Source organism: Dyella sp. BiH032 (assembly GCF_031954525.1).
Lineage (GTDB): Bacteria > Pseudomonadota > Gammaproteobacteria > Xanthomonadales > Rhodanobacteraceae > Dyella_D.
This window is the reverse complement of record NZ_CP134867.1, coordinates 2,704,934-2,730,071: the sequence shown is the minus strand read 5'-3', so window position 1 is coordinate 2,730,071 and position 25,138 is coordinate 2,704,934. Positions and strand designations below refer to the sequence as shown.

Annotated in this window: 23 protein-coding genes and 1 tRNA gene; 6 read left to right on the top strand and 18 right to left on the bottom strand. The window is 69.5% G+C overall.

What is annotated here, in order from left to right; all coding sequences use genetic code 11:
* Positions 1-10: 10 nt before the first annotated feature.
* From fdxH to fdhE, 3 genes are read left to right on the top strand one after another with little or no spacing between them, the layout of a single operon-like run.
* Positions 11-925: a formate dehydrogenase subunit beta gene (fdxH, locus tag RKE25_RS12290; RefSeq protein ID WP_311838387.1), complete on the top strand. Its 915-nt coding sequence runs from the start codon at positions 11-13 to the stop codon at positions 923-925.
* Positions 922-1,575, top strand: coding sequence for a formate dehydrogenase subunit gamma (locus tag RKE25_RS12285; protein ID WP_311838386.1), 654 nt, complete (start codon positions 922-924; stop codon positions 1,573-1,575). The genes fdxH and RKE25_RS12285 overlap by 4 nt, the downstream gene beginning before the upstream one ends.
* Positions 1,572-2,522, top strand: a complete 951-nt coding sequence (gene fdhE / locus RKE25_RS12280; RefSeq protein WP_311838385.1) for a formate dehydrogenase accessory protein FdhE — start codon at positions 1,572-1,574, stop codon at positions 2,520-2,522. Before RKE25_RS12285 ends, fdhE begins: the two co-directional genes overlap by 4 nt.
* 644 nt (positions 2,523-3,166) lie before the next feature.
* Here the strand turns inward: fdhE and RKE25_RS12275 are convergent.
* Positions 3,167-4,219: a permease gene (locus RKE25_RS12275; RefSeq protein ID WP_311838384.1), complete on the bottom strand. Its 1,053-nt coding sequence runs from the start codon at positions 4,217-4,219 to the stop codon at positions 3,167-3,169.
* Positions 4,220-4,489: 270 nt separating this feature from the next.
* On the opposite strand from RKE25_RS12275, the gene selA reads away from it, so the two are divergent.
* The 3 genes from selA (at position 4,490) to RKE25_RS12260 (ending at position 8,007) form a co-directional block, all read left to right on the top strand.
* Positions 4,490-5,911 (top strand): L-seryl-tRNA(Sec) selenium transferase, encoded by a 1,422-nt coding sequence (gene selA, locus RKE25_RS12270; RefSeq protein ID WP_311838383.1) that lies wholly within the window; start codon positions 4,490-4,492, stop codon positions 5,909-5,911.
* Positions 5,908-7,851, top strand: coding sequence for a selenocysteine-specific translation elongation factor (gene selB / locus RKE25_RS12265; protein ID WP_311838382.1), 1,944 nt, complete (start codon positions 5,908-5,910; stop codon positions 7,849-7,851). The genes selA and selB overlap by 4 nt, the downstream gene beginning before the upstream one ends.
* Positions 7,852-7,910: 59 nt before the next feature.
* Positions 7,911-8,007 (top strand) — tRNA-Sec (locus RKE25_RS12260).
* Positions 8,008-8,024: 17 nt separating this feature from the next.
* On the opposite strand, the gene selD is transcribed toward RKE25_RS12260, so the two are convergent.
* From selD to RKE25_RS12175, 17 genes are all read right to left on the bottom strand, one after another.
* Complete coding sequence (gene selD, locus RKE25_RS12255; RefSeq protein ID WP_311838381.1) at positions 8,025-9,065, bottom strand: selenide, water dikinase SelD; 1,041 nt, start codon at positions 9,063-9,065, stop codon at positions 8,025-8,027.
* Between the two features lie 135 nt (positions 9,066-9,200).
* On the bottom strand, positions 9,201-9,608 hold the full coding sequence (locus RKE25_RS12250; protein WP_311838380.1) for a DUF2628 domain-containing protein: 408 nt from the start codon (positions 9,606-9,608) through the stop codon (positions 9,201-9,203).
* Between the two features lie 315 nt (positions 9,609-9,923).
* On the bottom strand, positions 9,924-10,730 hold the full coding sequence (gene fdhD, locus RKE25_RS12245) for a formate dehydrogenase accessory sulfurtransferase FdhD (protein ID WP_311838379.1): 807 nt from the start codon (positions 10,728-10,730) through the stop codon (positions 9,924-9,926).
* Between the two features lie 14 nt (positions 10,731-10,744).
* Entirely contained in the window at positions 10,745-13,072 is a 2,328-nt protein-coding gene (locus RKE25_RS12240; protein WP_311838378.1) for an FdhF/YdeP family oxidoreductase, read from the bottom strand.
* Between the two features lie 75 nt (positions 13,073-13,147).
* A complete protein-coding gene (locus tag RKE25_RS12235) occupies positions 13,148-14,140 on the bottom strand; it encodes an ABC transporter ATP-binding protein (RefSeq protein ID WP_311842386.1) in 993 nt (330 codons plus the stop codon).
* On the bottom strand, positions 14,140-14,928 hold the full coding sequence (locus RKE25_RS12230; protein ID WP_311838377.1) for an ABC transporter permease subunit: 789 nt from the start codon (positions 14,926-14,928) through the stop codon (positions 14,140-14,142). Before RKE25_RS12230 ends, RKE25_RS12235 begins: the two co-directional genes overlap by 1 nt.
* Positions 14,925-15,836, bottom strand: coding sequence for an extracellular solute-binding protein (locus RKE25_RS12225; protein ID WP_311838376.1), 912 nt, complete (start codon positions 15,834-15,836; stop codon positions 14,925-14,927). The genes RKE25_RS12230 and RKE25_RS12225 overlap by 4 nt, the downstream gene beginning before the upstream one ends.
* Entirely contained in the window at positions 15,833-16,183 is a 351-nt protein-coding gene (locus RKE25_RS12220; protein ID WP_311838375.1) for a hypothetical protein, read from the bottom strand. Before RKE25_RS12220 ends, RKE25_RS12225 begins: the two co-directional genes overlap by 4 nt.
* On the bottom strand, positions 16,180-16,752 hold the full coding sequence (locus RKE25_RS12215) for a molybdenum cofactor guanylyltransferase (RefSeq protein ID WP_311838374.1): 573 nt from the start codon (positions 16,750-16,752) through the stop codon (positions 16,180-16,182). The genes RKE25_RS12220 and RKE25_RS12215 overlap by 4 nt, the downstream gene beginning before the upstream one ends.
* Complete coding sequence (locus RKE25_RS12210; RefSeq protein ID WP_311838373.1) at positions 16,736-17,239, bottom strand: molybdenum cofactor biosynthesis protein MoaE; 504 nt, start codon at positions 17,237-17,239, stop codon at positions 16,736-16,738. Before RKE25_RS12210 ends, RKE25_RS12215 begins: the two co-directional genes overlap by 17 nt.
* A 14-nt stretch (positions 17,240-17,253) precedes the next feature.
* Positions 17,254-17,514: a MoaD/ThiS family protein gene (locus tag RKE25_RS12205; protein ID WP_311838372.1), complete on the bottom strand. Its 261-nt coding sequence runs from the start codon at positions 17,512-17,514 to the stop codon at positions 17,254-17,256.
* Positions 17,511-18,752: a molybdopterin molybdotransferase MoeA gene (locus RKE25_RS12200; RefSeq protein WP_311842385.1), complete on the bottom strand. Its 1,242-nt coding sequence runs from the start codon at positions 18,750-18,752 to the stop codon at positions 17,511-17,513. The genes RKE25_RS12205 and RKE25_RS12200 overlap by 4 nt, the downstream gene beginning before the upstream one ends.
* A gap of 8 nt (positions 18,753-18,760) precedes the next feature.
* Positions 18,761-19,774 (bottom strand): bifunctional molybdenum cofactor biosynthesis protein MoaC/MoaB, encoded by a 1,014-nt coding sequence (gene moaCB, locus RKE25_RS12195; protein ID WP_311838371.1) that lies wholly within the window; start codon positions 19,772-19,774, stop codon positions 18,761-18,763.
* 3 nt (positions 19,775-19,777) lie between these two features.
* Positions 19,778-20,779, bottom strand: coding sequence for a GTP 3',8-cyclase MoaA (gene moaA / locus RKE25_RS12190; protein ID WP_311842384.1), 1,002 nt, complete (start codon positions 20,777-20,779; stop codon positions 19,778-19,780).
* Positions 20,780-21,019: 240 nt separating this feature from the next.
* Positions 21,020-22,336, bottom strand: a complete 1,317-nt coding sequence (locus RKE25_RS12185; RefSeq protein WP_311838370.1) for a cytochrome c — start codon at positions 22,334-22,336, stop codon at positions 21,020-21,022.
* Positions 22,333-24,600 carry a xanthine dehydrogenase family protein molybdopterin-binding subunit gene (locus tag RKE25_RS12180; RefSeq protein WP_311838369.1) on the bottom strand — a complete coding sequence of 756 codons (2,268 nt, stop codon included), beginning with the start codon at positions 24,598-24,600 and terminating at the stop codon, positions 22,333-22,335. The genes RKE25_RS12185 and RKE25_RS12180 overlap by 4 nt, the downstream gene beginning before the upstream one ends.
* The gene (locus tag RKE25_RS12175) at positions 24,597-25,136 is read right to left on the bottom strand and encodes a 2Fe-2S iron-sulfur cluster-binding protein (protein WP_311838368.1); all 540 of its coding nucleotides are present in this window, start codon (positions 25,134-25,136) and stop codon (positions 24,597-24,599) included. Before RKE25_RS12175 ends, RKE25_RS12180 begins: the two co-directional genes overlap by 4 nt.
* Positions 25,137-25,138 lie beyond the last annotated feature (2 nt).

The window sequence follows — 25,138 nt, the reverse complement described above, 5'->3', positions numbered from 1 at the left end:
GGAAATAGTCATGTCCGATCTGCAATCGCAAGACTATGTCCGCCGCTCCGCGTCGACCATGACGCCGCCGTCGGCGCGCAGCCACGAAGACCAGGTGGCCAAGCTGATCGATGTCAGCCGCTGCATCGGCTGCAAGGCCTGCCAGTCGGCCTGCATGGAATGGAACGACCTGCGCCCGGAGGTGGGCCACTTCGAGGGTTCGTACGAAAACCCTGCCGACCTGGGGCCCAGCGTATGGACCCTGATGAAGTTCGCCGAGCACGAGAACGAACAGGGCAACCTGGAGTGGCTGATCCGCAAGGACGGCTGCATGCACTGCGAGGACCCGGGCTGCCTGAAGGCCTGTCCGGCGCCCGGCGCAATCGTCCAGTACGCCAACGGCATCGTCGACTTCATCAGCGACAAGTGCATCGGCTGCGGCTATTGCGTGAAGGGCTGCCCGTTCAACATCCCGCGCATCAGCAAGACGGACCACAAGTCGTACAAGTGCACGCTCTGCTCCGACCGCGTCTCGGTCGGACTGGAGCCAGCCTGCGTCAAGGCCTGCCCCACCGGCGCGATCATGTTCGGCTCCAAGACCGACATGAAGCACCAGGCCGAGGAGCGCATCGTCGACCTGAAGTCCCGCGGCTTCCAGAACGCCGGCCTGTACGACCCGCAGGAAGTCGGCGGCACGCATGTGATGTATGTGCTGCACCACGCCGACCAACCTTCGCTGTATTCGGGCCTGCCCGACAAGCCGCGCATCAGCCCGATAGTCGACACCTGGAAGGGCTTCATCAAGCCGCTGGGCCTGGCCGGCATCGCCCTGGCCGCCCTCGCCGGCTTCTTCCACTGGATCAGTGCCGGCCCGAACGAGGTCACCGAGGAAGACGAAGCCGAAGGCGAGCGCGTGCTGCGCGAAAGCGAGGAGAAGGTGTCATGACGCGCCCGAAGAACGCGATCATCCGCTACACCCTGGCGAACCGCGTCAATCACTGGATCACCGCCATCTGCTTCGTGCTGCTGGTGCTGTCGGGCCTGTCGATGTTCCATCCGGTGCTTTTCTTCCTGTCCGGACTGTTCGGCGGCGGGGAATCGACGCGGGCCATCCACCCGTGGATCGGCGTGGTATTGATGGCCAGCTACCTCGGCCTGATCGTGCAGTTCTGGCGCGAGAACCTGCTGAACCACGACGATGCGGAATGGATGAAATCCATACGCGAGGTCGTGGCCAACGACGAGGAACACACGCCGCCGGTCGGCCGCAACAACGCCGGCCAGAAACTGGTGTTCTGGTCGATGACCCTGCTGGTGCCCGTGCTGTTCATCAGCGGACTGGCGATCTGGGAGCTGTACTTCGGCGCGGCCACGTCGATCCCGACGCAGCGCGCGGCCGCGCTCATCCACAGCCTGGCGGCGCTCGCGGCGATCATCGTCTGGATCATCCACGTGTACGCGGCGATCTGGGTGCGCCACTCGGTGCGCGCGATGACCCAAGGCTACGTCACCCCCGGCTGGGCCTGGCGCCATCACCGCAAGTGGCTGCTCGAACTGGCGGCCAGCCAGCACGACAAGGACAGGAAACGCCCATGAGGCAAGCCGAAGCGCCGCCGAGCGGCAAATGGACCGGGCCGGTCCACGCCGGCGTCAAGGCGCCCGACCCCATCCTGATGCCCGACCCGGCGACGCGTTTCGCGGCCACGGCGCGACGGCTGGAGCGCCTCGCCGCCGGGCACCCGATGGAAGCTTGGCTGCGCTTCATGGCGAAGCTGTCGATGGCCCAGCACGAGGTGGCGACCACGCTCGCACCGGCCGCCGTGCTCGATGCCTCCGCCGTGACCCGCACCGTCGAGGCACGCCTGCCGCCCCTGGCCGCCGATGGCCATCGCCGCGAATCGTCCTGGCGCGAAGGGCTCGCACTGCTGCTCGATCGCCTCGACACCCGCGAGCTGCCGCCCGCCGCTCTCGACGTGATCGCGCAGCTGCACCGCGCCGACGAAGCCATGCTCGAAAAACTCGCGGACCGTTTCCTGCGCGGCGGCCTCTCCTCCGCCGAAGCCGGCGCCGCGGTCTATGTGGCGGCGGCCTTGCAGGTGTACTTCACCGACTCCGCCGCCAGGCTCAAAGCCGACGACCTGCGCCTGCTCGAAGAACGCGGCCTGTGCCCCTGCTGCGGTTCCCCGCCCGTCTCCGGCCTGATCACCGCCAGCGGCTCGACCCCCGGCAACCGCTATCTGTATTGCTCGCTGTGCTCCACCGCGTGGAACCACGTCCGCGCCGTCTGCATCACCTGCGGCGGCACCCGCCACCTCTCCCTGCAGGGCATCGAAGGCGACCCCGGCCTGGTACAAGCCGAGACCTGCGGCGACTGCCACACCTACGCCAAGCTCCTCTACCAGATCCGCGACATGCAAACCGACCCCTACGCCGACGACCTCGCCTCACTGGGCCTGGACATGCTGGTCGGGGAAGCCGGGTTTGCGCGGCATGCACCGAACCCGCTGCTGTTGGTTGGGGAGGATGATGCGACGGAGGCGTGAGGGAGCGGCAGAAGTCCCGACGATCTTCAGCGCAGCGCCCTGCATTAGTGCGCAGCTTTAGCGACACCCGCGGGCTTTAGCGACGCCCCGCAAGCACCCGCCCCTCATCCCGCCTTCTCCCCGGAGGGGAGAAGGAGAAGTGCGGTACCGCGGCAAGAACAAACAAGAGCGAGCGAAGCGACGCTCCGTGTCGCTCTTGATCTCCCGGGTTCCCTTCGCGGCGGTGAGGGCTGGACGATCAGGCCCGCGAAGCGGGGCGGGGACAGGACGTCCCCGCCTTTTCGATCAGGGCATGGATGCCCTGTCGAAAAGCCCGGCCAGCCCTCAACGCACCCGGAGGTGGCGAAGGCCACCGGAGGGCGCCGCGCAGGGGGCCCTTTCTTCTTGGTTACTTCTTCTCGAGGTCCCCCTTGAGGGGATTGGGCAAGCAAAGAAGAAGTAACTCGCTCTCCGGCAGGAGAGCGAAACCCTCGCCCTTTGGGCGAGACAAGGCTGGCGACCACCTCGCACCGTTTCCCGGCCTGCGCCGGAATGACGAGTAGATAGAGACGAGGCGATCGTCAGCGCCCGACGCTGGAGTTCGCAAGCTCACCCCAACCCACGCCGGCACATCGAAACACCACATCAATCAATACACAAAAAAATCAACGCCACCCCAGCAACAACACCAACCCACCCCCCGCCACCCCAAACCCCACCACCCCCAACGCCACCCCCACCAACACCCTCCCCGAAAAAACCCGCCCCAACATCGTCAACGACGGCAAACTCACCGCCGGCAACGTCAGCAACAACGCCGCTGCCGGCCCGCCACCCAACCCCGCCGCCAGCAGCGCCTGCACGATCGGCACCTCGCCCGCCGTCGGGATCACGAACAGCATCCCCGACACCGCCAGCGCCAGGATCCAGAACCACTCGTCGCCGCCGGCCGGCTCCACCAGCGGGAACATCCAGGCGCGCAGCGCGCCCAGCAACAGCACGATCACCAGGTACTCGGGAAGCAACCGCACGGACATCCGGGCGAAGATCCGCGCCCAGCGACGGAGCGCCTCGCCGAAGGAGCGCGGCTCGGCTTCGACGGGTCCGATATCGACGGGAACCGGCGGGGTAGACCCGCTCATCCGCTCCACCAGATAGCCCAGGCCGAACACCATCGGCACGCCGAGCAGCAGACGCAGGCCGACCCAGTGCCAGCCGAGCACGAAACCCATGAACACCAGCGTGGCCGGATTGAGCATCGTGTTGCCGAGCCAGAACGCCATCGCGGCACCGGGCGAGGCTTCGTGCCGCCGCAGGCCGACGACCACCGGCGCCGCGCAGCATGTACACATCATCCCCGGCACCGCCAGCAGGCCGCCGGCCACCACATGACCGAAGCCGCGGCCGCCCAGCGCACGCCGCACCCAATCCGCCGGCAACAGCGCCTGCACGCCCGAGCCGAGCAGCAGGCCCAGCAACATCGCCTGCCAGATCGCCTTGCCATAAGCCAGCGCATAACCGAGCCCCGCGCTCCAGGATGGCGCCGGCGCGCCCGCCTCGCCGCCGGTAAGGATCGAGTGGCCAATCGCATGCTGACTCGCCGCCACGAAAGCGCGGTCGTAGTACGGATGCCACTTCACGTAGAACAGGCCGGCGATCGCCAGCGCTGCAAAGACGAGCCAGCGCGCGGTGCGCCCTGTGGAAACGACGACGGCCATGCAACCCCCGTGAAATGACGCGGGACGATGGCCCTGACAGGGCACGTGGCTGCCCGCGCGCACCGCAGGCCGGACGCGCTGCGGAGGGGCAAGGTGGAGACGGACGCGAAGCGGCCGCGTCGCGCAGCATGCTACGGCGTTCCGGCGATGTCACCATGGCTTTTGCCTTGACCGCATCCGGCGCGCAACGCAGCATACGGTTTGACTCTGACTCTCCCGCCGCGCGCTCGACACCTACCGAGCGCATGGCGGCGCCAACGGACGAGCGGCATGACCGAACCCGAGGTCACCTCCCTGCGCCACCTGCCCGCCGTCGCCACCGTCCTGGCGGCAGCCGAGACGGCACCTCTGCTGGAACGCCACGGGCGCAGCGCCACGACCGACGCTGTCCGCCAGGCCATCGACGAAGCGCGCACCGGCCTGCGCCATGCGCCCGCCGCGGCACCCGGCACAGCCGAACTGGCGCGGCGCGCCGGCGAACTGCTGGAAGCGCGCATGCCGTCCCTGCGCCCGCTGTTCAACCTCACGGGCACCGTGCTGCACACCAACCTCGGCCGCGCGGTGCTGGCCGAGGCGGCGATCGAAGCGGCGGTGCAGGCGATGCGTCACGCGGTGGCACTGGAGTACGACCTGGCCGAAGGGCGGCGCGGCGAACGCGACGACCATCTGCGCACCCTGCTCCGCGACCTGACCGGCGCGGAAGACGCCACCGTGGTCAACAACAACGCCGCGGCGGTACTGCTCTGCCTCAACACCTTCGCGCTCGGCCGCGAGGCGGTGGTATCGCGCGGCGAGCTGATCGAGATCGGCGGCGCCTTCCGCATGCCCGACATCATGGCCCGCGCGGGCGCGCGCATGGTCGAAGTGGGCACCACCAACCGCACACATGCGGCCGATTACCGCGAGGCCCTCACCGAGCACACCGGCCTGCTGCTCAAAGTGCATACGTCCAACTACCGCATCCAGGGTTTCACCGCGGAAGTCGGTGCGCGCGAACTGGCGGGGATCGCCGACGACGCCGGTGTGCCCCTGTTGAATGACCTGGGCTCGGGCAGCCTGGCCGACCTCTCCGGCTACGGACTCGCCAAGGAACCGACCGTGCGCGAAGCCGTGGCCGAAGGCGCGCGACTGGTCACCTTCTCCGGCGACAAGCTGCTGGGCGGGCCGCAGGCGGGCTTCATCGTGGGCGACCGCGCACTGATCGAGCGGATCAACCGCAACCCGCTGAAGCGCGCGCTGCGCGTGGACAAGATCCGGCTGGCGGCGATCGAGGCGACCTTGAACCTTTACCGCGACCCGGACCGGCTTGCCGAACGCCTCCCGACGCTACGCTTCCTGGCACGAGGCAAGGCGGACATCGGCGCCCAGGCCCGCCGCCTCCAGCCCGCAGTGGCCGAGCGGCTCGGCGAAGCCTTTACGGTGGCGACGGGCGATTGCCTCAGCCAGATCGGCTCCGGCGCGCTGCCGCTGGATACGCTCGGCAGCGCCGCGCTGGTGATCCGTCCGTGCGGCAGCCAAAGCACGCTGGAACGGCTCGCCGCCGCACTGCGCGCCCTGTCGCGGCCGGTCATCGGACGCATCGCCGATGGCGCGCTACACCTGGACCTGCGCTGTCTGCCCGAAGCCGACGAAGACGCGTTCCTGGCCACCTTGTCGCAACTGCCCGGCGAACTCGTCGCGCGTTCCGCATGATCATCGGCACGGCCGGCCACATCGACCACGGCAAGACCTCGCTGGTCAAGGCGCTGACCGGCGTGGACGCGGACCGCCTCAAGGAAGAGAAGGCGCGCGGCATCACCATCGATCTCGGCTTCGCCTACCTGCCGCTGGACGACGGCACCGTGCTGGGCTTCGTCGACGTGCCCGGCCATGAGTGCTTCGTGCACACCATGGTCGCGGGTGCCAGCGGCATCGACTTCGCCCTGCTGGCCGTCGCCGCCGACGACGGCGTGATGCCTCAGACGCTCGAACATCTCGCGATCCTCGACCTGCTGGGCGTGGACCGCGGACTGATCGCGCTGACCAAGGCCGACCTGGCCACGCCCGAACGGCTGGCGGAAGCGACCGCGCAGATCCGCGCGGCCGTCGCCGGCACCGTGCTGGAAGGCGCCGAGATCCTTCCCGTCTCCTCGGCCAGCAGCCTCGGCATCGACACCTTGCGCGAGCGACTCGTCGCCGCCGCCCGCGCGCAGGAAGCGAAGGCCGCGGACGGCCGCTTCCGGCTCGCCGTGGACCGCGTGTTCGTCTTGCCCGGCATCGGCGTGACGGTCACCGGCACGGTGTTGTCCGGCGAAGTGCGCGTGAAGGATGCGGTCATGCTCAGCCCTTCCGGCCTCGCGGCGCGCGTGCGCTCGCTGCATGCCCAGCAGCGCCCGGCGGAAACCGGCAAGGCCGGCGATCGCTGCGCGATCAATCTGGCGGGCGAAGCGATCGCCAAAGACGCGATCCGCCGCGGCGACATGGTCGTCGATCCTTTCCTGCACGCGCCGGCCGAGCGCATCGATGCCCGGCTGCACCTGCTGCCCGGCGAAGCCCGGCCGGTCGGCACCTGGTTTCCGGCGCGGCTGCATCATGGCGCCGCGGAAGTCGGCGTCCGCGTCATACCGCTCGAAGGCGAGGAGCTGCGCCCCGGCGGCACGGCGGACGTCCAGCTCGTACTGGACCGACCGATCGCCGCCGCTGCACTGGACCGTTTCGTGCTGCGCGACGTTTCCGCACGGCGCACGATCGGCGGCGGCCGGTTCATCGACCTGCGCGCGCCCTCTCGCCAGCGCCGCACGCCGGAAAGGGAGGCGCAACGTGCCGCGCTGTCCATCGATGACCCGCAGAACGCTTTCGCCGCCCTGCTCGATGCCCCACCCTTCGCCTGGGACATGCATGCGTTCGCACGGGACCGTGCGCTGTCCGCGGCAGCCATGGATGCCGTCGTCGCTGCGCTTTCGCCGCTCGTGCTCGCCGCGGGCGAAGCGCGCATCGCGATCGGCCGCGAGCGCTGGCAGCACTTCGCGGACGGACTGGTGGCGCACCTCGAAACCTTCCATGCCGCCAACCCGGACCTGCAGGGCATCGGCCGGGAAAGCCTGCGCACGGCACTGCAACCGCGCCTGCCCGCGGCTGCGTTCGCGCTTGCCCTGCAGCACGCGGATCTCGCCGGCCGGGTGGTTCGCGACGGCGCCTTCGTCCGCCTGTCCGGCCACGTGTTGCGGCTGAGCGCGCACGATGACGCTTCATGGCAGGCGATCGCGCCGCTGCTGGGCGGCGAAGCCCGCTTTCGACCGCCACGCGTGCGCGATCTCGCCGGCCTCCTGGCGCGGCCGGAACAAGACGTGCGGCAACTGCTGAAACTGGCGGCGCGCTTAGGCCTCGTCGACGAAGTGGCACACGACCACTTCTTCCTCCGCACCACTGTGCAGGAGATGGCGCTGATCGCCGCCGACCTCGCCGCGCAGGCGGTCGACGGGCGCTTCACCGCGGCGCAGTTCCGCGACCGCCTGGACAACGGTCGTAAAGTGGCGATCCAGATACTAGAATTTTTCGACCGGCAAGGCGTCACGCTCAATCGCCACACCTTGCGCAGGATCCAGGCGCGTTATCTCGACCTGTTCGAAACCGCGCCGCGGCAACCGCCATGAGCGAAGCCGCATGGACTGGGGCCGCATGGACTGGAGCTGCACGATCGAAAGCGTCGTTTGGAAGAGAATCGTCTCCGGTGGGGCGTCCGGACTTCAAATCCGGGTGAGGCAGACAAGACTGTCTCGGGTGGGTTCGACTCCCACTCTCTTCCGCCAAACGGCGAACGAAGGCTTCAAACGACCTCGATGCCCGGCGCCCCCGCCTCGATCGAACCGATGATGCTGGCGCGCGGATAGCCCGCGGCCTCGATCCTCGCCCGGATCGCCTCCGCCCGTTCCGCGCCGCACGCCACCAGCAGGCCGCCAGAGGTCTGGGGGTCGGTAAGCAGATCGCGGCGCCAGGCCGGCAGATCGGCCGGCAGGACCACGCCCTCGCCGTAACTGCTCCAGTTGCGCCTGGATGCGCCGGTGACATATCCGGCGACGGCCAGCGCCTCGGCCTGGGCAAGATACGGCACGCGCGCCTGCTCGATGCGCATGCGCACGCCGCTGCCGCGCGCCATTTCCATGCCATGCCCGAGCAGGCCGAAGCCGGTGACGTCGGTGATGCCGTGCACGTCCTCGTCCTGGGCCAGCTCGTGGCCGATGCGGTTGAGCAGCGTGGTGGACGCGATCATCTCCGCGTAGGCGTCGTCCGGCAGCGCCTGTTTCTTGAAGGCCGCCGAGTAGATGCCGACGCCGATGCCCTTGGTGAGGATCAACGCATCCCCGGCCCGTGCGCCCGCGTTGCGACGCACCTGGGCCGGCGTGCACAGGCCGATCGCCGCCAGGCCGTAGATCGGTTCCGCCGAATCGATGGAATGGCCGCCCGCCACTGGAATGCCGGCCTGTGCGCAGATCGACTCGCCGCCGGCGAGGATGGCGCGCACCGTTTCCACGTCCAGCTTGCCCAGGGGCATGCCGAGGATGGCCAGCGCCATGATCGGCTTGCCGCCCATGGCATACACGTCGGACAGCGCATTGGCCGCGGCGATGCGCCCGAAGTCGTAAGGGTCGTCGACCACCGGCATGAAGAAATCGGTCGTGGCGATCACGCAGGTGCGTTCGTCCACCTGCCACACGGCCGCGTCGTCGCTGGATTCGGTGCCCACCAAAAGTTGCGCGAACGGCAGAGTCGCCGTTTTGTCGGCAAGCAATTGCTGGAGCACGGAGGGCGCGAGCTTGCAGCCGCAACCGCCACCGTGGGCCAGATCGGTCAGACGTCCCGTGGTCATGCCGGATTCCTTCGCAGTCCGCTGGCCGTGCGCCAGATGGAGCGCAGCATAGCGAAAAGCGCCGGAACGCCCGCGCCCATGAAAAAGCCCGGCTCAAACCGGGCTTTTTTGCATACGTTACGGAGGGAGAAACCCTTACCAGCGCATCCCTTCGAACAAGTTCCAACCGTCCTGCCCTTTCACCTTCTTCAGGTACAGGGCGTAGTTGGTGCACAAGCCGCAAAGGGCGGCAAAGCCGAAGCCGACGCCGCGCGAGATGGGCGCCGGCACGTGGAGGATGTACAGCACCACGTTGATGGCGACGGCCATGCCCAGCACGACCAGGGCTTTCTTCCACAGGCCGATGATGGCCATGTAGATCACGCCGAAGAAGAACGCGAAGAGATTCGTATTGATCAGCAGCTTCTCCTTGAAGGGGAGCTTCTTCAGCTCGTCCTTGTAGGTCTGCGTGCTGGGGGCGCCGAACTGCTCGAAGAAGGCGAAGCGCGTCTTCCACTTTTCGGAAACGGCGGGGTCGGTGCGGAAATCTACGGTAGCCATCATGGCCTCGATTCATCCAGGGGAAAGGGAACCGGCCTAGCGGGTTGAGCCGCCATCCGCTGGCGCCGGACAAAAAAAGGGCCCCATCCCTGGGGCCGGCGGTCGCGAGCGACCGTAATCCATGAGTCCGGGGCGTCGGCAGAAAGCCTGACTGACCGGACAGGAGATATTTTCCCGGGGAGTCCTCTGGCTGTATGTAGGGGTTCCCCTACAACGGATGTCAGATTGTGCGGATTGAGGAGTACGAAACACCGAAGTGGGATCGCCCGCACATTTCCGAATCGCTCGGAAAGACGCTTCCATCGATGACACACGCTTTCAGGGCGGCGCCTCGCGCAGCCGCTCGGGCTGGCTGTACACCACATAGCGTCCCGGACGAACGAAACCGGCGAGGGTCAGTCCGCTGGCGCGGGCTAGCGTCACCGCCAGCGCGGTCGGCGCGGAGATCGCCGCCAGCACGCGGACGCCTGCGCGGGCGGCCTTGGTGACCATCTCGTAGCTGGCCCGGCTGGTGACCAGCACGAAGCCGCCATCCATCGCCACGCCTTCGCGACTCAAGGCGCCGAGCAGCTTGTCCAGCGCATTGTGCCGCCCGACGTCTTCGCGTACGCGCAGGATCTCGCCCTCGAGCGACGCCCAGGCGGCCGCATGCACGGCGCCGGTCCGGCGATTGAGCGGCTGGTGCGCAGCCAACGCCGCCAGCGCCGTCTCCAAGGCGCCGGGCGCGAGCACTGGCCCCTCAGGCAACGCAGGGATCGGGCGCAGCACGTCTTCCAGGTGACGGCTGCCGCAGAGGCCGCAGCCGCTGCGGCCGGGCATCAGGCGGGCCGAGGCATCATCCATCGGCACGGCGGCCGGCGCGTCGATGTCGACGACGTAGCCTTCCAGCTGTTCGCTCACGGTCACCCCGCGGAGATCGCCCGCGTGCGCCACCCGGCCCTCACTCAGCGAGAAGCCGTAGGCGAAATCCTCCAGGTCTGTCGGCGTCGCCATCATCACCGCGAAGGCCTCGCCGTTGTAGCGCAGCTCGATGGGTGCCTCCTCGGCCAGCCAGTCCTCGCCTTCCCGCTCGCCGCCCTCCTGGCGGACGATGACGGCGCGGTGCGCGAGGCCGGGATGCTCCACGGGATGCTCCACGATCAGGCCTCGACCACGGCAGGCAAGGACGATGCGCGCAGGCGCACCGGGATCGACTTGTAGCCGGGCGTGCCCGAGCGCGGATCGTGATCTTCCAGCGCGAGCAGTCCGTTGCCCTCGGGGTAGTACATCGCCACCGAGCCGCGCGCGATGCCGAAGGCCACCGCGACGAAGCCGCGCACCGCGCGCCCGTTCGGTACGCCATCCGGTCCGCCGGCTTCGATGTCGATGCGATCGCCGGCGCGCAGGCCGCGCTCGGCGAGGTCGTCCGGATGGACGAAGACCACGTCGCGCCGCCCGGCGATGCCGCGATAGCGGTCGTTCAAGCCGTAGATGGTGGTGTTGTACTGGTCGTGCGAGCGGATCGTCGCCAGCTTCAGCAGATCGCCGCGCGCGTCGCCCTGCTCCACGCCAAGACTGCGGGCCACGAGAAAGCGCGCCCTGCCCTGCGGCGTGTTCCATTCGCGTCGGCCGGCGGCATTGTCGAGATGGAAGCCGCCCGGCACGCGTACCCGTTCGTTGTAACCGGCGAACGCCGGCAGCACGGCCTCGATGCCGGCGCGGATGCGGTCGTAGTCCGCCACCATGCCTTCCCAGTCCACTTTGGATGTCGGCAGCGTCGCGCGCGCCAGCAGCGCGACGATCGCCGGCTCGGAGCGCAGGTGTTCCGATGCGGGCCGCAGCCGCCCCTGCGAGGCGTGCACCATGGACATCGAGTCCTCCACCGTCACCGATTGCGGCCCGCCGGCCTGCAAGTCGATCTCGGTACGCCCCAGGCACGGCAGCAGAAAGGACTGGCGCGCGGGAATCAGGTGCGAACGATTGAGCTTGGTGGCGATGTGCACCGCCAGGTCCAGCTTGCGCATCGCAGGCAACGTGTTCTGCGGATCGGACATCGCCACCGCGAGATTGCCGCCGAGACAGACCAGCGCCTTCGACCGCCCTTCGGCGATGGCTCGCACCGCCTCGACCGCGTTGTGCCCGGGCTCCGTGGGTGGCTCGAATCCGTACACGCGGCGGATGCCGTTGAGCAGCGCGGCGCCCGGTCGCTCGGTGATGCCGACGGTGCGATCACCCTGCACGTTCGAATGCCCGCGCAGCGGGCAGATGCCGGCGCCCGGCTTGCCGATGTTCCCGCGCAGAAGCAGCAGGTTGACCAACTGCTGCACGTTCTGCACGCCGTGGCGATGCTGGGTAATGCCCATGCCGTAGCAGATGATCACCCGCTCGGCGCGAGCGTAGATCGCAGCGGCGGTCTCGATCTCCACACGGGCCAGGCCGGAGTGGCGCTCGATGTCCTCCCACGCGGTGGCACGCAGATCGGCCGCCAGCGCGTCGAAGCCCTGGGTGTGTTCACCGATGAAGGCGCGATCCAGCAGACCGCGACCGCCCGCCGCCAGATCGCCGGCGTCGGCTTCCAGCAGCCACTTCATCATGCCCTTGAGCGTGGCGACGTCGCCGCCGATCTTCGGCTTGAAATAGGTCGAGGCGATCGGCACCGAGCGGCCCGTCAGCATCTCGGCCGGGTCCTGCGGCGAAGTGAAGCGCTCCAGGCCGCGCTCGGGCATCGGGTTGAGCACCACGATGGGCGCGCCGCGCAGCGAGACCTCGCGCAGCGTGGCAAGCATGCGCGGATGATTGGTGCCGGGGTTGTGACCGATACAGAACACCGCGTCCGCGTGCTCGAAATCCTCCAGGGACACCGTGCCCTTGCCGACGCCGATCGCCTCGGTCAGGCCGACGCCGCTGGCCTCATGGCACAGGTTGGAGCAGTCGGGAAAGTTGTTGCAGCCGTACTCCCGCACGAACAGCTGGTACAGGAAGGCAGCTTCGTTCGAGGCGCGGCCGGAGGTGTAGAACTCCGCCATGCGCGGATCGGGCAAGGCCTGCAATGCCGCGCCGATGCGCCGCGCCGCTTCGTCCCACGACACAGGCACGTACTTGTCCTGTTCCGCGTCGTACGCCATCGGATGGGTCAGGCGCCCTTCGTTCTCCAGCGCGTGGTCGCTCCATTGCCATAGCTCGGCAAGCGTGTGGCCGGCGAAGAAGGCCGGCGTGGTGCGCTTGGAGGTGGCCTCCCAGGTGACCGCCTTCGCGCCGTTCTCGCAGAACTCGAACGACGAGGTGTGGCGCGGATCGGGCCAGGCGCAGCCCGGACAATCGAAACCCGCCGGCTTGTTCACCCGCTGCAGCGCGTCCACGGAACGCCCCACCGCCATCTGCTCGCGCACCGCCTTGGCCACGGCCCGCAGCGCACCCCAGCCGCCGGCCGGACCCTCGTACGGCTGGATGCTCTTGTCGTCGCGGGCGTCTTTCGGGGAGCTGCTCATCGGATGTCGCTATACGTGGGGAACCAACGCGGCGTCGATCATAGGCGCACCGTCCCGCACCGGCCAGCCGCGAAGTCAGGCATCGCCGGCAGGCCAGCAGCGGATGGCCTCCGGCGGCAGCGACAGCATGGCCGCCGCCGCGGGGTCGAAACCGGCGGGCGCCTCCGCCCACAGCCGGGCCTCGCCGCAACGCATGCCGAGATGGCTGCCGTGCACGCCGGTCTGGCGCAGCTCGAACGTGGCAGGAATCGCGTCGGTCGGCGCCGCGGCAGCCGGATGCACGCGTACCGCGGCGGGCGCGATGTGCCAGTCCACCGCCGTGCCGTCGGGAAATCCGGTACGCACCGGCAGCAGCACGTCCGCCTGCGGCCATTGCAGATGCTGTGCGCCGGGCCGGCCGGCGATCACGCCAGGCTGCACGTTGCGCAAGCCGAGCAGGCGCGCCGCCGCGCCGCTGACCGGCTGCGCGTACACCTCCGCCGGCGTGCCCGCCTGCACGACGCGCCGGCCGTGCATCAGTACCAGCCGATCGGCGATGGCGGCCAGCGCCGGATCGTGGCTGACGGCCAGCGCGGGAATGCCCGCCTCGTGCACTTCCGCGATCAGTTCCGCCATCACGTCGTCGCGCGTGACCGGGTCCAGCGCCGAGGTCGGTTCGTCGAGCAGCAGCAGGCGCGGACGCCGTGCCAAGGCCCGCGCCAGCGCCACGCGCTGCTGCTGTCCGCCGGACAGCGAAGCGGGCCAGCGCTCGGCCAGCGCGGCCATGTCCACGCGCTCCAGCCACTCCATCGCACGCTCGCGCCGGCGCGGGCCATGGAGTGCGAAAGCGACGTTCTCCCACGCACGCAGATGCGGAAACAACGCGTGCCCCTGGGGCAGATAGCCCACCGCGCGGCGTTGCGGCGGCAGGCCGCCGAACGGCTCGCCGCGCGCCGGCAACAGGCCGGCAACGGCGCGCAGCAGCAGCGACTTGCCTTCACCACTGGCGCCCAGCAGGACGGTAAAGCCCTCCACCTCGAAACAGGCATGCAGCCGTACCGGCTGCTCGATGCGGTAGTCGACCAGCATCACGACAGCCGCCTGCGCACGGCCATGCCCAAGGCCAGCGGCAAGGGCAGCGCGGCAAGGAAGAACACCCACAGCAGCGGATACACCGCATCCAGCCCTACGTTCTGCAGGTTCACCCATAGCTTCACCGGGATGCCCTGCGGGTAATACGCCACGATCAGCACCGCGCCGAATTCGCCCAGCGCGCGCACCCAGGCCAGCGCCACCGCGGCCGCCAGGCCGAGCCGCGCCATCGGCAGGCTGACATGGACGAAGCTGCGCCACGGCGAATAACCGAGCGTCAGCGCGATCTGCTCCAGCTCGCGCGGCACGCCCTCGAATGCCGTGCGCGCGGCCATCACGTAATAAGGCAGCGCCGCGTAGAACTGCGCCAGGATGAAGGCCGGCGCCGAATTGGTCAGCAGCAACCCGGCCCGTTCCAGCAGATGGCCAGCCGGACCATAGGGCCCGTACATGGCGGCCAGCAGCAGGCCCATCGCCAGCGGCGGCGTGAGCAATGCGACCAGCAGCAGTGCATCCACCAGCCACTGCCCCCGCATGCGATGGCGTGCGAGCCACCAGGCCAGCGGCGTGCCCAGCGCCACGATCGGCACCAGCGCCAGCAGGCTGTAACCCAGCGAGACCCGTACCGCGCCGCCATCGCCCTCGGCGAACCCGAAGTGGCGCCAGTCGGTGGCCAGCAGCAGGCCCACGAAAGGCAAGGCGAGCAGGCCTACGGCCAGCAGCGCCGGCGCAGCGGAAAGCCGCGGGCGCCACGGCATGGACGCGGCGTCGGGCGAAGGCGTCACAGCGCGTCGCCGTGCGGCGGGTCGTAGCCGCGTTCGCGCAAGGCCGCCTGCCCTTCGGCGCTCTGCAGCAGCTTGACGAAATCGGCGCCCAGCGCCGGCTGTTTCGCGTTGCGGAGCACCGTCGCGTAGAACACCAGCGGCTGCGCCTGCAGCTTTTTGCCGTCCGCCAGGGTCAAGCCTGCCTTGCCGTACCAGGCGTCCTGCATGGACGGCTGGGCCAGATCGATTTCGTCAGGGAGCGCCACGATGGGCAAGTGATGCGAGTACGCCGCGCTGGCGTAGCCGATGGCCGCATCGATCTGGCCGGCCTGCAGGCGCGACATCAGCGAGGGTTCGGCAAAGATCTGACTGGGATTCTGCAGGTCGCCGGCAATCTGCTCGAGCAGCTCGGGCTGCTTGTAATAGCGCTCCGCGAGCTGCAGCGTCAGCAAGGCATTGGCGCCCTGCGGGTCCACCGCGGGGTCGGTGCGGCCGAAGCGCAGGCCCGGCTGGCGCAGCACCTCGTACCACGGCTTCCCGCCGTGCGCGGCCGCGGCGAAATCGGCGGCGAAGCGGCTGCCCGGGCTGTAGATGACCACCATGCGCGTACTGGCGACCGGGACCGCGCGCGTGGCCAGCCCCGCCGCCTGCACCACTTTCACCGGCCCCGGCGTGATGGCCACGAAGACGTCCGCCTGCATCTGCTTCGCCGCAAGCAGGCGTGCCAGCGCGTAGGAACCCTGGCCGACGCCTTCATAGGTGGCGTCGTGCGCCTTGGCGAAGGCCGGCCCCAGCGACTGGTCCATCACCACGCCCATCGAGCCGGCGTACGCCACGCGCAGCACCGGCGCGTCGGCGGCCAGGGCCGTCATGCCGGCACACATCAGCAGCGGCGCCAGCCAGCGTTTCATCCATGCTGCGCATTTCATGCCCTGCCCTCCTTGCCGCCACGGCGATGACGCACGCTGTCGCGCACATCGACGTCGAACAGCACCTGCAAGGCTTCGTCGCCGGGCACCGGCAGGATCAGCGAAAGACCATCGCGGCTGGGCAGGCGCTGCGCAAAGGCGCGCACCTCGGCGTCGTCCAGGGTGACGCGCCAGCCGTCGTCCTCGCGCCGCCAGCCGGATGTCGTGCCCAGGACCAGTTGCTGGCGCTCGGTCTTTCCATCCGGCCAGCGGGTCTGGTTGTCCACGGGCAAGCCATCGAGCAAGCGCGAGAGCTCGGCCTCGTCGATGCGCAGGCGCAGCGACTGTTCCTGCAACTGCACCTTCATCCGGTCACCTCGTTCCATTGGGCTTCGGTATTGCAGTCCGCCAGCTGCGCGGCCTCCGCGGCCGTCAGCGGGATTTCCTCATGCCCGGACGTAGCCTGCAGCACGCGCAGCGACCGGCGGCGCGGGTCGTCCTGCCGCAGCAGCTCGTCGAGCGCCGCGCGGCTGCGCGAGTCAAGGCGCAGTCGCCACGGCAGCACGTGGCTGACGAAACCCAGGCTGCGCGCCTGCGGCCGTTCAGTGCGCAGGCGCTGCAGCAGGCCGGCCTGCAGCAGCGGCATGTCCACGGGAACCACCAGCAGATCGACGTCCTCCGCCTGGGCCCGCGCCACGCCCGCCAGCCCACCGAGCGGGCCGGCCTGAGGGATGGCGTCGGCGATGCCGCCGTACGCGGCGCGATCGCCGCTGACGCGCACCTCGTCGACACCCGCGGCGCGCAATACCGCCAGCTGGCGCTCGATCAGAGGCCGCCCTTGCCAGGCCAGCAAGGCCTTGTCGCGCCCCATGCGCGAAGACAGTCCGCCGGCCAGCACGACGCCGACGCAGTGCATCGGCTCAGTGTCCGTGCCCATGCCCGGCCTGCCGACCGTGGTCCGCGCCGGCGTGACGATCCTCCTCGCACAGGGAGCAGCCTTCGCTCCAGGCACTGTCGCCGTCGACGTAGTGCTCCTGCTTCCAGATCGGCGCTTCGTGCTTGACCGCCTCGATCGCCAGCCGGCACGCGCGGAACGCTTCGTCGCGATGCGGCGTGCCCGCGGCCACCACCACCGCCAGATCGTCCAACTGCAGCTTGCCCTTGGCGTGGGCGATGTAGAGCTTCAGCGGCGCGCCGACTTCCGCGCGCGCCCGCTCGCCGATGGCGCGGAACATGCGCAGCGCCAGCGGCTCGAACAGGTCGTAGCTGATGCCGGTCACCTGCCGGCCCACGTTGTGGTTGCGCACCTTGCCCACGAACACGGCGATGCCGCCGAAGCGCGGATCGGAAACGAACTCCAGCGCCGCGGCCACATCCAGCGCGGCGGTGCTGCGCTCGACTACGGCGACGCGGATGTCTTCCATGCTGTTCTCCATGCTCAACCTCCGCTCACCGGCGGCAGCACCGCCAGCTCCTGGCCTTCGGGCACGTCGCGATGGCCGTGCAGGATTTCCTCGGCGTTGGCGAACGCGGAAATCCGTACCAGCCCCGCATTCACCGCCGGCGCATGCTCGCGCACGTGCGCGGCCAGCAGCTCGCGCAACTGCGCAATGGTGCTGCCCGGCGGCACGTCCAGCTCGAGGTAACCGCGAGGATCCGCCTCGCGCAGGGCGCCGTACAGCGCGATCCGCACCTTCATGCCTCGCTCCACGCCCACTGCGGGCTTTCCAGGTGACCCAGGCCGCGGACGTCCACCAGGGTGCCGGCCGCCAGCTCCATGGCATCGGCGGGCACCGTGACCCAGGCGTTGGCGTCAGCCAGCGGCCGGATGCGGTAGGACTCCTGGCCCGGCAGCACGGTGACGGCAAGCTGCCCTTGCGCATCGATCGCCAGGCGCGACTTCAAGTAGAAATGCAGGCGCGGCTTCTTGGCGAAGGCCGCCGCCAGCGGCACGCGCCACGTCCGCTCGCGCGGCAGGCCGAGCATGGCGCGCAAGGCCGGTTCCACAAAGAAACGCAGCCCCGCCGCCACTGCGATCGGATTGCCGGGCAACCCGAAGAACAGCGTGCCGTCCGGCAGCTGTGCGAACAGCAGCGGCTTGCCGGGGCGGATCGCCACCTTGTGGAACAGCACCTCCGCGCCGAGCCGCTCCAGCGCGGCGGGCACGAAATCATAGCGGCCCATCGACACCGCGCCGGTGGAGATCAGCACGCGCGCGCCGGCTTCGCGTGCGCGATCAGCCGCCGCGACGAAGGCATCCACCTCGTCGCCCACCGTTTCGGCATGCACCAGCTCGGCGCCGGCGCGCGGTATCCGTGCCGCCATGAACGGACCGTTGGAATTGCGGATGAGCCCTGGCGTCAGCGGCGCGGCCGGATCATCGACCAGTTCGCGCCCCGTGCAGAACGCCGCCACACGCGGCCGGACGCTCGTCTGGACCGTCGCCACGCCCAGCGCCGCCAGCAGCATCAGATGCTGCGGCCCCAGCACGGTGTCCTTGGCCACCACGACGTCGCCCGCGGCCACGTCGGAGCCGGCCATGCGCACGTTCTGGCCCGCCGCCACCTCGGCCAGCAGCCGCACGCGCGCGGGCGAGTCCAACCGCTCGATCTGTTCCACCGGAATGACGCGATCCAGCCCGTCGGGCACGCGCGCGCCGGTCATGATTTCCCAGGCGCCGCGGGCGCCGTCGCGCACGCCGTCGCCCGCCGCCTGCTCGCCCACGACCGGCCATTCGCTGCCGGCGGGCAAGATGCCGGCGCCACCGCCGAGCGCATAGCCGTCCATCGCGGAGTTGTCGAACGGCGGCAAGGCGGAGGTGCTGGCTATCGGGTGCCGCAGCACGCGCCCCATGGCATCGACGGTGCGGCAGGTCTCCACCGGCAGCGGAGCGCAACGCTCCAGGATGATGCGCAAGGCCTCGGCCGGTTCGAGCAGCGGCTGGCTCATGCGTGGCCTCCGCCCGCCGCCATGCTCAGTGCGTGCGAAAGAATCGGCGCCAGGATGTCCATGCCTTCGGCCACCGCCTTCGCACTGCCAGGCAGCGCGATCACCAGGGTGTCCTTCACTAGCACCGCGTCCGCGCGGCTCAGCCAGGCCAGCGGCGTGTGCTGGCTGCTTTCGCTGCGGAACAGCTCACCGATGCCGTCGACGTGGCGGTCGGCCGCCAACGCCAGTGCCTCGGGCGTACGGTCGCGCGGACCGAGGCCCGTGCCACCTGTGCACAGCACCAGTCGCGTGCCGGCCTCGGCCAGTTCGCGCAGGCGCGCGGCCAGCGGCTCGGGTTCGTCGGGGCGCAGTTCGGCGTTGTCCGTGTCCGCACCGAGATCGCGCAGGCGCTGCACCAGCAGCGGACCGGCGGTGTCCTGGTAATCGCCGCGGCTGGCGCGGTCGCTCAAGGTGATCACCGCGGCGGACGCGCCTTCCAGCCGCGCTGTCGCGCGCGGCCGGTAATGCGCGCGCTCGGCATCGCTCATGCCGTCCGGATGCAGCCACAGCCCCTTCTTGCCGCCTTCCTTGAACAGCAGCCGGATCCCGCCGAGCGTGAGCGCCGGCTGCACCGGCTTGGTCAGGTCGTACAGCGTGAGCAAGGCGGCATTGACGCCGGCCAGCGCCTCCATCTCCACGCCGGTGCGGGCGAAGGTGGCCACTTCGCAATAGACACGGATGACCCGGCGCTCCGGCACGGGCTCGCAGCGCAGTTCGATGTATTCCAGCGGCAGCGGATGGCACAGCGGCATCAGTTGCGAGGCGTTCTTCGCACCCTGCAGGCCGGCGATCTCGGCCATGGCGATGGCGTCGCCCTTGGGCAGGCGCTTTTCGACGAGGTCTTCGTAGGCACTGCCGGGATGCAGTTCGCCGACCGCGACCGCGCGGCGCGCAGTGGCGCGCTTGCGGCGTACGTCGGCCATGTGGAAGTGAGCCGCGGGAGCGGGCGCGCGGGTGTCGCGCTCGGGCATGAATCAGCCTCCGGTGGATGCGAGGTGGGGGGTGATGCCGGTACGGCCTTCGTGCAGATGGTGCGTGCGCTCTTTCTGGCCGATCTGGCCGCCGATGGCGCGCACCAGATCGTCGAGCTGGCCGTCGTCCTGCAGGAACGGCCGCAACGGAATACCGAACTCCCCGAACAGGCACAGGCGAAGATCGCCGGTGGCGGTGACGCGCAGGCGATTGCAGCCGGCGCAAAAGTCCTTTGAGTATGGCGCGACGATGCCGATCCGGCCGGCGTAATCGGCATGCCGATATTCGCGCGCCGGCCCCGCGTCCTCGGCCCGCGGCAGCGCTTCCCAGCCCATGTCGCGCAGCCGGCTCTCCAGCGTTTCGGCGCGCACATGGCGATCGCGGAAGAAGGCGAGGTTGTCGCCGGTCTGCATCAGCTCGATGAAGCGCAGGCCCACCGGGCGGTCGCGCAGGTAGTCCAGCCAGGCCGGCAGCTCGCCGTCGTTCACGTCGCGCAGCAGCACCGCATTGAGCTTCACTGCGGGCAGGTCCGCGGCGAGCGCCATGTCGATGCCGGCGAGGATGTCGTCCAGCCGGTCCTGCCCGGTGATGCGCGCGAAGTTGGCGCGATCGAGGCTGTCCACGCTGATGTTGATCGCGTTGAGGCCAGCGTCCATCCATTCGCCCAGCCGGCGCGAAAGCAACGTGCCATTGGTGGTCATCGCCAGCTTGCGCACGCCCGGCACCGCCGCCGCGGTGCGCAGCACCTCGGTAAGGTCGTGGCGCACGGAGGGCTCGCCACCGGTGATGCGCAGCTTGTGCATGCCGAGCCGGGCGAAGCCGCGCAGCAGGCGCGAAATCTCGGCCAGGCCCAGCGGCGAGGCGGCGCCGGGCGCCGCGTGATAACCGTTGGGCAGGCAGTAGGTGCAGCGGAAATTGCAGGCCGGGATGACCGACAGCCGCAGATACGGAAAGCGGCGCCCATAACGGTCGGCCAACGGTGTCCCGGCGCCCGGCGACGGCAGCGGCGCTATGTTTTCCCGCTCTGGCGGAGAGCTGCTGACCACGGACACGGCGTTCTGTTTTCCTCGGGACTGCGGACCGGCACCCGGTCCGGGCGCGGCGCGCTCAACGGCCTTCATGCCGCCGTGGCGCCAGATCGGCCCCGGCGGCGCATGGCCACCAGTATGGTCGTTGACGCCCCGGGACACCAAGCCTTCGCCGCGCGGTTCCGTGACATGCCGCCCATCACCTGCCATGCACACTCAAGGCGAACGTCGCTTGGCCACTTCGTCGGCGGTCAGCGCGGCTGGCTTGCCGCCGAAATGCGTCAACACGAAGTTGCCCAGCGCCGCGACTTCCGCGTCAGTGTACGCCCGCCCGAACGACGGCATGAACGCGCCATGCGGCCCCTGCGCGCCCTGCAGGATCACCTGCGTCAGGTTGTGCGCCTCCGGGTCGTTCGCCGAGCGCGCGCCCAGCAGCGCTGCCTCCTCGCCTTGGCGTCCCTGGCCGTTCCACAGATGACAGGCCGCGCAGGCACCCTGGAACAGATGCTGGCCCAGGCCGCCCTGGGCCAGCTCGGCCGCGCCCGGCGCCATGGCCGTCGAGGCCAGCGCCAGCGGCGGGCGCTCGTTCACTTCGCTGCCGGAAGGACCTTGCTGCGGCTTGACCTCGCGCAGGTAGGCGACCAGCGCGCCGATGTCCTCGGGGGTCAGGTAGCGCAGGCTGTGCTCCACCGCCTCGCCCATCGGGCCCGACGCCGTGCCCCGGCCGGTCGCATGACCCTTGGAGAGGTAGTCGGCGATCTGCTGGTCGGTCCAGCTGCCGATGCCGTAGGTCTTGTCGGAGGTGATGTTGTAGGCGCGCCACCCTTGCAGCACCTCGCCGGACAGCGCCTGGCCGGACTTCATCGCGAACAGCGCATTGCGCGGCGTATGGCACTCGCCGCAGTGGCCGAGCGCGGTGGCCAGGTAAGCGCCGCGATTCCACGCCTCCGGCTTGCCTTCGACCGGCTGGAAGCGTTCCTTGCGCAGGAACAGCGCGTTCCACATCGCCAGCGCCCAGCGCTGGTTGTAGGGAAAGGACAGCTCGTTCGGCCGCGCCGGCGCATTCACCGGCGGCAGGCTGAACAGGTAGGCCTTGATGGCGAGCACGTCGTCGCGGCTCAACGCCGTATAAGAGGTGTACGGAAACGCCGGGTACAGCGGCTGGCCGTCCTTGCGCACGCCGGCATGCAGGGCGCGCACGAAGGCCTCATCGCTGTAGCCGCCGATGCCGGTGTCCTGGTCCGGCGTGATGTTGGTCGAATAGATGGTGCCGAACGGCATCTTGAAAGCGACGCCGCCGGTGAACGGCTTGCCGCCGGGCACCGTATGGCAAGCCGCGCAATCGGCCGCGCGCGTGAGGTATTCGCCGCGTGCCACAGGGTCCGTGAGGCTGGCCGGCGCGCCGGCGGCGGCCGGCTGCGGCGCCTGGGTTTCCTTGCCGTCGCGCACGGTCAGCCACGCGTAGATGGCGAAGGCCACGAAGCCGACGATCACGATGGCCACCAGCGCAAGAATGGCGCGTACGAGTTTCATGCCTGCCCCCTCGCCGCTGCGGCGGCTTCGTCACGCGCGTCGGTCACCACGGCCTTCAGCGCCTCGCCCCCCTGCACCAGGGCGGCGCGATCGATCGGGTACTTGCGCAGCCTGACGCCGGTGGCGGCATGGATGGCGTTGATCAAGCTGGGGAACGCCATCACCGTGCCGGTCTCGCCGATGCCGCCGGGCGTTTCCTTGCTGTCGACGAGGTGCACTTCGACCGGCGGCGTCTCGTTGATGCGCATCATCCGGTAGTCATTGAAATTGCGCTGTTCCACCACGCCGTTCTTGATGGTGATGCCGCTGTACAGCGCGGTGCTCCAGCCGAAGATCAGGCCACCCTGCACCTGCGCTTCCACCGTGTTCGGGTTGACCGCCACGCCGCAGTCCACCGCGGCGACGGCGCGCCGCAACTTCACCTCGCCCTGCGGCGAGACCTCCGCCTCCACGATCACGCACAGATAGCTGCCGAACGGCGCCGCGAGCGCGACGCCGCGTCCGACCCGCGCCGGCAGCTTGTCCTTGCCCCAGCCGGCCTTCTCCGCGGCCAGGTTCAGCACGGCGAGCGCGCGCGGGTTGTTCTTGAGCAGGCCGCGGCGGTACTCCACCGGATCCTTGCCCGTGGCGAACGCCAGCTCGTCGACGAAACCCTCGACGGTGAAGATGTTGTGGGTCGGCCCCACGCCGCGCCACCAGCCCACGTGCAGGCCCGCCGGCATGTCGTGCCGCACCCATTCCACCTTGAGGTTGGGCAGGTCGTAAGGCGGCTGGTCGGCACCTTCGACGGTGTCGGAATCCAGGCCGTTCTTGCCCATCGCGGCCGGCGCGAAGATCGCCAGCACCGACGCACCGGCCACGCGGTCCCGCCACGCCACGGGCTTGCCGTCGGCATCGAGCGTGGCCGAAATGTGGTCGTAGTAGGCAGGTCGGTAGCGGTCCTGCGCCAGGTCTTCCTCGCGCGTCCACACCACCTTCAGCGGGTAGCCCACCTGCCGTGCGAAGGCCACGGCCTGCTCGATCGGGTCCTCGAACAGGCGCCGGCCGAAGCCGCCGCCCATGTACTGGTTGTGCAGCACGATGGACTCGGGCGGCAGCCCGGTGATCTTCGCCGCCACGTCCACACCGCGCGCCGGCACCTGCGTGCCGGTCCAGATCTCGCAGCCGTCGGGGCGCACGTGGACCACGGCGTTCAGCGGCTCCATGGTGGTATGCGCCAGCAGCGGATGCTCGTAGATCGCCTCGATCACCTTGCCCTTGGCGCCGTCCACGTGTCCCACTTCGCGCCCAAGAATGGGCGTGCCGTTCTTCGATGCGTCCGCCAGGTCCTTGAACAGCTGCTCGGTGGAAAAGTGCGCGTTGGGGCCGTGGTCCCAGACGATGTCCAGCGCCTCCAGCGCCTGCTTGGCGGCCCAGAAATGTTCGCCGACCGCGGCGACCGCATTGTCGAGCTTCAGCACGGCGACGAAGCCGGGCACCTGCCTCGCGCGCGTTTCGTCCACCGACACCAGCTTGCCGCCGAACACGGGGCAGGCGCGCACGGTGGCGATCTTCATGTCCGGCACGCGGATGTCGATGCCGAACGGCAGCGAGCCGTCCACCTTGCCCGCCGTGTCGACGCGGCGCATCGGCTTGCCGATCAGCGCGAACGCGCTGGCGTCCTTCTCTTTCACCTTTTCCGGCACCGGCAGCTGCGCCGCGGCGTTGGCGACGTCGCCGTAGCCCACGCTGCGCCCGCTGCCCTGGTGATGGATGACGCCGCGCGCCACGGTGCACTCGGCCGGGTCCACCTTCCAGCGCGCGGCCGCCGCGTTGACCAGCAAGGTGCGCGCGGCGGCGCCGGCCTGGCGCATGGTGGTCCAGCAATAGCGGATCGTGGTCGAGCCGCCGGTGGCCTGCTCGCCCAGCAGCGGATTGGCGTAGAGCTTGCGATTGGGCGGCGCATGCTCGACGGTGATCTGGTCCAGCCCCAGATCCATTTCCTCGGCCAGCAGCGTGGCCTGTCCGGTGTAGGCGCCCTGCCCCATCTCGATGCTCGGCATCACTAGTTGCACCGCGCCGTCGGTGCCGACGCGGATGAAGGCATTGGGCGCGAACGCGGCATCGCCGGCCTCGATCCGGCCGGCCACCACGCGGCCCAGCACTTTCGCGCCGCCCCCGAGCCACAGGAACGCCACCACCAATCCGCCCATCTTCAGCGCCTGGCGCCGCGACGGGTTCTTCGGGCCGTCTTCGCCGAACGGCAGATCGGGTCGCTGGTTCATGCCACGCCCTCCACGCGGACGAACGGCAAGACGGCGGCCGTGGATGCCGGCGCTTCGTTCGGAAGGGTCTGCGGCACCAGCTTCTTGCCGGTGGCCGCCTGCTTGATCGCATCGCGGATGCGCACGTAGGTGCCGCAGCGGCAGATGTTCCCCGCCATCGCCACGTCGATCTCCGCATCGCTCGGTTCCGGCGTCGCGGCCAGCAAGGCGGTGGCCGACATGATCTGGCCCGGCTGGCAGTAGCCGCACTGCACCACCTCGATGTCCAGCCAGGCCTGCTGCACCTTCTTGCCGACGGCGGTGGCGCCGACACCCTCGATGGTGGTGATGGCCTTGCCCACGGCCGCGGCCACGGGCAGCACGCATGAGCGCACGGCGGCGCCGTCCAGGTGCACGGTGCAGGCCCCGCATTGGGCGATGCCGCAGCCGAACTTGGTGCCGGTCAATCCGATCACGTCGCGCAGCACCCACAGCAGGGGCATGTCGTCCGGAACCTCGACCGACTTCGATTCTCCGTTGACGTTCAAGACGAACATGG